Annotated in this window: 6 protein-coding genes and 1 tRNA gene; 4 read left to right on the forward strand and 3 right to left on the reverse strand. The window is 58.8% G+C overall.

The window, feature by feature from the left end:
* Positions 1-334 precede the first annotated feature (334 nt).
* Positions 335-1,921, reverse strand: a complete 1,587-nt coding sequence (locus H9S92_RS15445; protein ID WP_187467596.1) for a peptide chain release factor 3 — start codon at positions 1,919-1,921, stop codon at positions 335-337.
* A 149-nt stretch (positions 1,922-2,070) separates the two neighbouring features.
* Here H9S92_RS15445 and H9S92_RS15450 point away from each other — a divergent pair.
* Positions 2,071-2,146 (forward strand) — tRNA-Thr (locus H9S92_RS15450).
* A gap of 170 nt (positions 2,147-2,316) precedes the next feature.
* Here H9S92_RS15450 and H9S92_RS15455 read toward each other — a convergent pair.
* Positions 2,317-2,559 carry a hypothetical protein gene (locus H9S92_RS15455; protein WP_187467597.1) on the reverse strand — a complete coding sequence of 81 codons (243 nt, stop codon included), beginning with the start codon at positions 2,557-2,559 and terminating at the stop codon, positions 2,317-2,319.
* 76 nt (positions 2,560-2,635) lie between these two features.
* The gene (locus H9S92_RS15460; RefSeq protein ID WP_187467598.1) at positions 2,636-2,800 is read right to left on the reverse strand and encodes a DUF1328 domain-containing protein; all 165 of its coding nucleotides are present in this window, start codon (positions 2,798-2,800) and stop codon (positions 2,636-2,638) included.
* 144 nt (positions 2,801-2,944) lie between these two features.
* Here H9S92_RS15460 and H9S92_RS15465 point away from each other — a divergent pair, with 144 nt between their 5' ends.
* The 3 genes from H9S92_RS15465 (at position 2,945) to H9S92_RS15475 (ending at position 6,816) form a co-directional block, all read left to right on the forward strand.
* Complete coding sequence (locus H9S92_RS15465; RefSeq protein ID WP_187467599.1) at positions 2,945-3,541, forward strand: hypothetical protein; 597 nt, start codon at positions 2,945-2,947, stop codon at positions 3,539-3,541.
* 100 nt (positions 3,542-3,641) lie between these two features.
* On the forward strand, positions 3,642-5,096 hold the full coding sequence (locus H9S92_RS15470; RefSeq protein WP_187467600.1) for an ArnT family glycosyltransferase: 1,455 nt from the start codon (positions 3,642-3,644) through the stop codon (positions 5,094-5,096).
* Positions 5,097-5,457: 361 nt separating this feature from the next.
* Positions 5,458-6,816: a pyridoxal-phosphate dependent enzyme gene (locus tag H9S92_RS15475; RefSeq protein ID WP_187467655.1), complete on the forward strand. Its 1,359-nt coding sequence runs from the start codon at positions 5,458-5,460 to the stop codon at positions 6,814-6,816.
* The last annotated feature ends 16 nt before the right edge of the window (positions 6,817-6,832 follow it).

Here is a 6,832-nt window from a genome sequence, read left to right on the forward strand (position 1 = left end):
TCCTCCTGTTGTTCAGGTACCTACGCAAAGATCAACTATGATCGCTGGGGAACATGACAAGTCCTCAATACGGCGCATCCCAGTGGGACAGATTATAAGAAGAGGAAAGACCGGACGCCCGCAGGAACCCCCAAACCCTTCCGCTCCGCTCCAGGGTGTGGAGGCACGCTACGGGGACCTGCACTACGGGTTCCTCGGGGCTAGGCCCCCGTAGCGTGCCCCGCCCACCAGTTAACTCAACCGAACGGAGATACTTTGCAGCGGGGTACCTGCGGGCGTCCGCACCATCCTTTTATTTCAAATCTGGGGGTGCCCAGGCTTCCCTCCGCTTTATCTAAAACTCACTAGTAGCGTGAAATTCAATTTCCGGGTGGTTGTCCTTCGCCATTTGGAGGGTCCAGGCCGAATCGGCGAGGTAGACCAGTCGCCCCTCCTTATCCTGGGCGATGTGTTGCCGGCGGCGTTCGCGGAAGGCCTGGAGAGCGGCGGGGTCTTTGGCCGTCACCCAGAGGGCCTTGTGGAGGCTGATGCCTTCGTACTGCACAGTAGCGCCGTATTCGTGTTCGAGGCGGTACTGGATGACGTCGAACTGGAGGGCACCGACCGTCCCGATGATCTGGGCGTTATCCACCTCGCGGGTGAAGAGCTGGGCGACGCCTTCGTCCATCAGCTGGTCGAGGCCCTTGGCCAGCTGCTTGGATTTGAGCGGATCGCCGTTATAGACGCGGCGGAACTGCTCGGGGCTGAAGCTGGGGATGCCCTTGAAGTGGAGCTCTTCGCCGGCCGTGAGGGTGTCGCCGATTTTGAAGTTGCCCGAGTCGTAAAGGCCAACGACGTCGCCCGCGTAAGCTTCGTCAATGACCTCCTTGCGGTCGGCCATGAAGCTGGTGGGGTTGGCGAACTTCATCTTTCGGTTCTGGCGGACGTGCAGGTAATTGGTATTCCGCTCAAAAGTACCGGAGCAGATGCGCAGGAAGGCGATGCGGTCGCGGTGCCGGGGGTCCATGTTGGCGTGGATCTTGAAGACGAAGCCCGAGAAATTGTCTTCGTTGGGTTGTACGGCCCGCTCCTCGGCCGCGCGGGGCCGGGGCTCGGGGGCAATGCGGACGAAGCAGTCCAGAAGTTCCTTGACGCCAAAGTTGTTGACGGCCGAGCCAAAAAAGACGGGGCTGATGACTTGCTGGAGATAGTCGTTGCGGTCGAAATCGGGGTAGATTTCCTTAATCATCGTGGTTTCCGCGCGGAGTTCTGCGGCAGCGGCCTTGCCAATCAGCTTATCGAGGTCGGGATCTTCCAGGTCCGTAAACTCAATCGTCTCTTCGGGGCGGCCCTGCTTGTTGTCGGGGCGGAACAGGACGAGGCGCTGCTCGAAAATGTTGTACACGCCCTGGAAACGATCGCCCATGCCCACCGGCCAACTCAGGGGGGTGCAGGGGAGTTGTAGTTTTTGCTCGATTTCGTCGAGGAGGTCAAAACTTTCCTTGCCGGGGCGGTCCATTTTGTTGACGAAGACGATGATGGGGGTTTTGCGCATGCGGCAAACCTCCACGAGTTTTTCCGTCTGTTCCTCCACGCCCTTGGCTACGTCAATGACTACAATTACGCTGTCCACGGCCGTCAGGGTCCGGTAGGTATCTTCGGCAAAGTCTTTGTGGCCGGGGGTATCGAGGATATTGATTTTCTTGTCGTCGTAGTCAAAAGCCATGACGGAGGTGGCTACCGAAATGCCCCGCTGCCGTTCGATCTCCATAAAGTCGGAGGTCGTACTTTTTTTGATCTTGTTGCTCTTGACGGCCCCGGCGACCTGGATGGCTCCGCCGAAGAGCAGGAGCTTCTCGGTCAGGGTGGTCTTGCCAGCGTCGGGGTGAGCAACGATGCCGAAGGTGCGGCGGCGGGCGATTTCTGTCTTCTGCGTACTCATAAGCGGCCGCAAAGGTAGTGCATTGCCGGGCTTGGTGGCAGGCAGACGGACGAAAGGCGGGCCACAGGGTAAAACTTTTTTTCTTGCCTTTGGGGACGGAGGCTTGGGCAAATCCCGGTGCGGGTTTATCTTTGCGGCCCGCTGTAGCAGCCACCCTAGCTCAGTTGGTAGAGCAATTCATTCGTAATGAATAGGTCGTCGGTTCGAGTCCGATGGGTGGCTCCACAAAAAAGCCCCTTCCCGTATTCCGGCGAAGGGGCTTTTTCTTTGGTTTCTGGGTACGCTTTCCTTGCGCCCTATCCATTCTCTCAGCTTCCTTTGCTCCCTGTCTTTTCTCCCCCCTCCGGGGGGCCGGGGGGGAGCACCTGCGGCCGCGCCCTACTTAAAAAAGCTGGCTAGTATTTGTGCAGTTTGCTGTTGGTTGGGCTTTGGCCCCGGCGCAAAAAAATCAGCAAAACGACCAGGATGGCCGCCACCAGGCCGATCCACAGCACCGGCCCGTCGAGCCAGGAGGGTGGCACCTTGGTAGAGGGAGCGTTGACGTCGTAGGGTCCGCCTTCCGTCTGCCCCAGCAGGGTAAAGGCCGCGAGCAGCAGCAGGAAAAAGAGGAAACTGGTTTTATTGATGATCAGTCGCATGATGGGATAAATTGAGAAGCCGTAGCCGCACGGGAGAGCGCGGGTACGGCTTCATGTTCGTTGGTTGCGAGGTGGTTTATGCCTTTTTCACCAAGCCTGAGATGAGGCTTACGACGAGCAAGACGATAAAGATGTAGAACAGAATCTTGGCGATTCCGGCCATGGCACCGGCTACTCCGCCGAATCCGAGAAAAGCGGCGATGATGGCAACAATAAAAAAGATCAGGGCGTAACGTAACATGGTTATCTGGATTTGGTTGGGTAATGTAATGAAGTGCTTTTCAGTCACTTATGAAAACTACAACGGAAGCCTGGTTTGCGGTGTTCGCTGCCCCGTATTTTTTTCCCACAACCGCAGGGCAACTGCGGCCGTTGGGGCTTGGGTATGACGACTTATCCCGAGAACCTGATTTTCCAGGAGGTGCCCCCGGGGCCGCTGCGCGCCTGGTTTGCGGAAGTCCTGGCCGCCTACCCCGCCCTGGCTGGCCGCACCATTTACCTCCGCCAGGCCGCCATTGCCCGCAGCACCATGCGCGCCCAGCCGGTGATCAACCGCCGCTTTTTCCGCCGCGCCACCCGCGAATACCGCATTGACATCAGCAACCACCTGACGGTGACGAACCACGTGCGCGTGCAGGAACTCCCCAAAGCCGTTGTCGCAGGCTGGTTTGCCCACGAACTGGGGCACGTCATGGACTTTCTCGACCGCCCCCTGCTGGGCATGATCAGTTTCGGGCTGCGCTACGCCCTTTGGTCTCCCTACCTCAGGAAGGCGGAGCGGCGGGCCGATACTTTTGCCATCCGCCACGGCTTCGGGCGCGAGATTGTGGCCACCAAGCAGTACCTTTTTGCCCACACCACCCTCCCTCAGCGCTACAAAAAACGCCTGCGGAAATACTACCTCTCCGCCGACGAAATCGAGGGTCTCATTCTCGACTGGGAAGAAAAGCGGCAACTGCACTCACGGATTGCGGAGGTGTAGCACGCCAGCGGAAGAGGGTGCGCCCCTGCTGCGGCTCCCTCCCTGCTCCTTCTCCCAAAAGCGTCCTTTCGCCCAGCCGCGCGCGGGCTACCTTTGCCCCATGCGTGCCTCCCATTCTCTCCTGCTCTTTTTCGCCCTGGCCGTTGCGCTCCGCTGGGGTTCTTTTTTCATCTCGGTGGTGGACCACGACGAGAGTACCTACATCGTCATTGCCGATGAGCTGCTGCGCGGCGAGCGTTACCTGCGCGACGTGGTGGACACCAAGCCCATTGGCATTTTCTGGATATACGCCGCCTTAATTTCGCTCACGGGCGGCAGCATCTTTGCGCTGCGGCTGGCCGCCGCGCTGGTGGTCGGCCTCGGTGCCTGGGGCCTGTACTGGGCGGGGCGGCGGGCTACGGGCAGTACGCGCGTGGGGCTGGCGGCGGGCATCATTTACTGTTGGTGTTGCAGCATTTTTACTTACTACGGCCTCTCCCCCAATACCGAAATTTTCTTCAACCTCTTCACCATCGCCGCCGTTGCCCTCGCCGTGGCTCCCCGGCTGGGGGAGGGGGCTGATCCGCCGTTTTGGCACTGGCCCGTGGCGGGTGGCTTGCTGGGGCTGGCCTTCATCATCAAGCCGTTTGCGGCCGCAGAAGCTTTGGCCATTGGCCTGTTTTTGGTCTGGTTTTACGGGCGGCGCGGAGATTGGGCCCGGCTCTTTGCGGGTGGCGCGGCGCTGGTGGGCACTTTTGCGCTGCCGCTGGCCTTCGTCTTTTTTTACTTCCAGCGGCAGGGGCTCTTGCCGGAATTTTACTTTTTCACCTTCGAGGTCAGCGCCGCCTATCCGGTGGATTTGCCCTGGTACCTGCGCCTGAAATACCTGGGGGACTATCTGCTGCGCTACGCCCCGTTCGTGCTTTTGGGCGCCGGAGCGCAGGTGCAAAGCTGGCGGATGAGGAGCAAGGCAAGCATCCGCTGGGGCACTTACCTGCTGCTGCAATTTTTGCTGGTCACGGTCGTCGTTCTCCTCACCGGCAAGCGCTTTGGCCACTACCAGATCCAACTGCATCCGGTATTGGCCCTGCTGGCGGCAACGTGGTGGACTTCCGGCCTGACCGTCTATCCCTGGCTACGCGGGGCAAGTGTACAGCGCTGGGGCCCTGCCTTGCTGGTCGTTGCTTCCCTGAGCCTGGGCTTGGCGTTCTACGGATACTTCGGCAAAAAAGAAGACCAGTCGGCCCAGATCGCCGCCTACCTGGAGCCCCGCCTGCAGCCCGGAGAAACTTTCTTCCCCATCAACGGCTGGCAAATCACCTACCACCTGCTCGACCGGCCCGCTCCCACGCCCTACGTCCACTCCTCCCTGCTTTTTCTCGACCACCACGTCGAAGCTTTCCAGATTGACGAGCGGGCCGAAGCCGAGCGCCTCATCGCCAACCCCACCCTGCAATACCTCATCGGCCGCGCCGAAGACCCCGAAGCCGAAACGCCCCTCAAAGCCCGGCTGCTGGAAGTCTTTGTGCCCTACGATACCATTGGCCCCAGGCTCCTGGTTTGGAAGCGGGAGTAGGTCGTAGTTCATAGTTCATAGTTCATAGTTCATAGTTCATAGTTCATAGTTCATAGTTCATAGTTCATAGTTCATAGTTCATAGTTCATAGTTCATAGTTCATAGTTCATAGTTCATAGTTCCTACTTTATAATTTAGGTGGAAACTACTGAACTACTGAACTACTGAACTACTAAACTACTAAACTACTGAACTACTGAACTACTGAACTAACGACTACCAAACTATGAACTCCCCAACCATCCCACCATTAAAAAACCAAGCTTTGACTTCCCTGGAGCCGGGTCAGAACCGGAAGGGCGGGGTAAAGCCCCAATAACCCGTACCTTCGCGCGGCCCGAATCAAATGACCGTTTTTATTATGGACATCAAAAACAACATCCTCGAGACGATCGGTAATACGCCCCTTGTGCAACTGCATAAGGTCGTCCGCGATCTCCCCTGCCGCGTACTGATGAAGGTCGAGACCTTCAACCCCGGCCATTCCATCAAAGACCGGATGGCCCTCAAAATGGTGGAAGATGCCGAAGCCGATGGCCGCCTCCAGCCCGGGGGCACGATCATTGAATGCACGAGCGGCAACACGGGGATGGGCCTGGCGCTGGCCGCCTGCGTCCGGGGCTACCGCTGCATCTTCACCACCTCCGATAAGCAGAGCAAGGAGAAACTCGACATCCTGCGCGCCATGGGAGCGGAGGTCATCGTTTGCCCCACCAACGTCACTCCCGAAGATCCGCGCAGCTACTACTCCGTTGCCCGCCGCCTGAGCGAGGAAATCCCCAACAGCTTCTGGTTTAACCAGTACGACAACCTGAGCAACCGCCTGGCCCACTACGAAAGCACCGGTCCGGAAATCTGGCGACAGACCGATGGGCAAATCACCCACCTCGTCGTTGGCGTAGGAACCGGTGGCACCATCTCCGGCACCGGCAGGTACCTCAAAGAACAAAACCCCGCCGTGCAGGTCTGGGGCGTTGACACCTACGGATCCGTCTTCAAAAAGTACCACGAGACGGGGGAGTTCGACGAGAAAGAAATCTACCCCTACATCACCGAAGGCATCGGCGAAGACATCCTTCCGGCCAACGTCGATTTCAGCGTTATTGACCTCTTCGAGAAAGTCACCGACAAGGACGGCGCCGTCATGGCCCGCCGCCTGGCCCGGGAAGAAGGTTTGCTGCTGGGCTACTCCGCTGGCTCCGCCGTAGCCGGCCTGCTGCAACTGCGCGACCGCCTGAAGCCCGACGACCTGGTCGTTGTTGTCATCCACGACCACGGCAGCCGCTACATCGGTAAACTTTACAACGACGACTGGATGCGCGACCGCGGCTTCCTCGATACCGAACTGCGGGTGCGCGACCTGATTACCCAGAAAAAAGAAAGTGCCTTCGCCAGCATCGCCCCCAGCGCCAGCGTCCGCGAAGCCCTCAAAATGATGAAGCAGTACGATTTCAGCCAGGTACCCGTAGTCGACGGCGAAACCATCGTCGGTGCCATCATCGAAACCGATGTGCTGAATTTCCTCCTGGCCAACCCCCTGGAACACTCCGAAAAGACAGTGGCCGACATCATGCGCAAACCCTTCCCCGAGGTGAGCACCGATATGACCCTCTCCGAACTCGGCAAGCACATCTCCAAAGAAAATCCCGCCGTAGTTGCTACCGACCGCAGCGGCCGCAAGCACCTCGTCGCCCAGTACGATATCCTCCGCGCCTTCTAGCCGGTGTTGTCGCGGC

Source organism: Neolewinella lacunae (assembly GCF_014349155.1).
GTDB lineage: Bacteria > Bacteroidota > Bacteroidia > Chitinophagales > Saprospiraceae > Neolewinella > Neolewinella lacunae.